At 37.0% G+C, this 2,479-nt stretch carries 3 protein-coding genes; all 3 read left to right on the top strand.

Annotated features, from left to right (window positions below; translation table 11 throughout):
- The first annotated feature begins 122 nt into the window (after positions 1-122).
- Positions 123-485 (top strand): four helix bundle protein, encoded by a 363-nt coding sequence (locus OU792_RS18350; RefSeq protein ID WP_274671026.1) that lies wholly within the window; start codon positions 123-125, stop codon positions 483-485.
- A 538-nt stretch (positions 486-1,023) separates the two neighbouring features.
- Entirely contained in the window at positions 1,024-1,758 is a 735-nt protein-coding gene (locus OU792_RS18345; protein WP_274671025.1) for a hypothetical protein, read from the top strand.
- Positions 1,759-1,761: 3 nt separating this feature from the next.
- Entirely contained in the window at positions 1,762-2,418 is a 657-nt protein-coding gene (locus tag OU792_RS18340; protein WP_274671024.1) for a hypothetical protein, read from the top strand.
- Positions 2,419-2,479 lie beyond the last annotated feature (61 nt).

Below are 2,479 nucleotides of genomic sequence, written 5' to 3'. Positions count from 1 at the left end.
AGGGACAATGAGCAATGAGCAATGACCAATGGACAATGACCAATTTTCAATGAGAAATGAACAATATTCAATTATCAATGCACAAGGAAAAGTAGTCAAAAAGTAAAAACTGTTAAATAAAATTGGAAAAGCGGTATGATTTAGAGGAACGATTGGTGCGTTTTGCAGGAGAGTGCATTAAATTCTGCAATAAACTTGGTAATTCTTATGCCGAGAGCCACCTCAAAGGTCAATTGATTCGGTCTGCCTGTGGGGCCTGTTTGAATTACGGAGAAGCACAGGGGGCGGAAAGTAAAAAGGACTTTATTCATAAAAACGGAATCGTTTTGAAGGAGCTAAAGGAGTCTAGGTCAACGCTTAAAATACTCAGGTATTCTGAACTTGGAGATGCTGAGAAGAGAGACGGGCTGTTGGTTGAGGCAGAGGAGCTTTGTGCGATTTTCGGAAGAATCATTACCAGTGCGAGGAAAAGCCTGGGGAAATGATCAATGGGCAATGGGCAATGGACAATTACCAATAACAAATTATCAATTATCAATTATCAATGGACTATGAGCAATTACCAATGAACAATGACCAATGAACAATGGGCAATGGACAATGGACAATGGACAATTACCAATAACCAATTATCAATGGACTATGAGCAATTACCAATGAACAATGAGCAATGACCAATGGACAATTACCAATGGACAATTACCAATGATCAATGAACAAGGGGTGACGGGTTTAACCACTTGAAAATTGAGTTTGAAAATTGGTCATTGATCATATTAATCCACTTGAAAATTGAGTTTGAAAATTGGTCATTGATCATTGATTCGCCGAATTCTGCTTCAAGAGGACCGAAATCTGATTTTGGTTTTCTTGGGAAAGGAAAAGAGGACAGTTTGAGGAGCTTTTCAAAAAGAAAAAGGAATCTACAATCCTACCGGACCGAGGGAAACTTATTGGGGTGATTAAGCAATTTTCCGGAGGTATTTTTTCCGGGGATTTATAAGGAAATATAAAAATAGAAATATGGCATTTGAAAAAATCATCACTAAACCGATTGGCTACGAATTGGCTGCCAAACAATTAGAGCTTCTTCAACAAAAAAGAGAGAAAGTGTCTTTTTTGTCCTCAGCTGGTGGAATGTTTCGTTTAGAAGAACTTAAAAACTGGATCAAACAAGAAAAGAATTTTTCCGGCATTATGTGTTGGTTTTGTTTGGATGAAGATTCAAACTTTTTCCTAGCAATTGAGCCAAGGTTTAACTTTAAATATGATGAGTCCAATTTGGATAAAATTGAACCTGTTAGTGAGAAGCTTATAATACCAAATCAAATATTGTCCAATGAGATATTTGAAGGCGATATTCTAGATTCTTCTGAAATTGAAAGAAGACTTCGAGGCTTTAAAGAAGATATGCCTGTTATATGGAAAAAAGAAGCTACAAATGAGGAGGTTTTTGTTTGGAAAGAAAATTTTAAAAGGTCAGTTCAAAATAGCTCAGAATTAAGTACCTATGGGTTTACATATTTTTCAAAGGAAGGACTGGATGGTAACCCGTACTTAATTCAATTTTTAAATCAACCAAAAATTAAAATGGTTAGATATTATTTTGGACTTTGGGATTATGAATTCAATAAATTAAGAGTAATCCTTGTCCCGGTTAATTGGAGAGGGCAGAATATTAGTCCAGAACCAAATTACATTTTGGGAAATGATAACCTCCTCCAATATTCCTGGCCCCCGCCACCAGACACTTTTTAATACATGCTGAGTCAAATTCCCATACAGGAAATTTCTACCCTAGCCATTTGGATCCCTTTGATTTTGGCAGGGTTAAGTTGGAAAATAGGCGATCGCAAGCTTCGCCTGTTTTTTGTATTTCTTTTGTTTGGGGCTGTGGTTGATGGATTGGGCTGGGCTTCTTATGCAAATCAGGAATATTTTTGGCTTAATCGAGCTGCCTCCTATGGTCAGTTTCTATACCTCTGGTTTGAGGCTTTATTTTTTATCTGGCTAGCCTATGAGTTTTATCAAACAAACAGAAGTCAATTTTGGAGAAAAGTGCTATGGATCATAACCAGCTTGGTTTTTTTGGTTGATGCTTTCAATCGATACGGTATTGAAGAGCCTATTCGCCCATTTTCTTCATTTGTGTATTCAGGCATTTTAGTCTTAAGTTCCTTTTTGATGGCCTTTGCCCTTTTACGAATAGCGGAGCAAAAGGAAGAGGTTATGAAAGAACCCTGGTTTTGGATTTTGTCCGGGATCTTTTTTTACAGCTTTTCCTGCTTTTTTATCGATATGCTAACCTTTACTGAATATGCCGAAGGACTCTGGAGAATCCGGGTGGTTTTCAATATGATTCAGTATTTGTTTTTTGTGGTGGGCCTTTTAAAATTTTCAAAGAACAATGGACAATGACCAATTACCAATGGGCAATTAACAATGACCAATTACCAATGTGCAATGGCCAAGGTTTTAT

Source organism: Algoriphagus sp. NF (assembly GCF_028823735.1).
Taxonomy (GTDB): Bacteria; Bacteroidota; Bacteroidia; order Cytophagales; family Cyclobacteriaceae; genus Algoriphagus; species Algoriphagus marincola.
The sequence above is the reverse complement of the archived record's forward strand: the minus strand, read 5'-3'. Positions and strand labels throughout refer to the sequence as shown.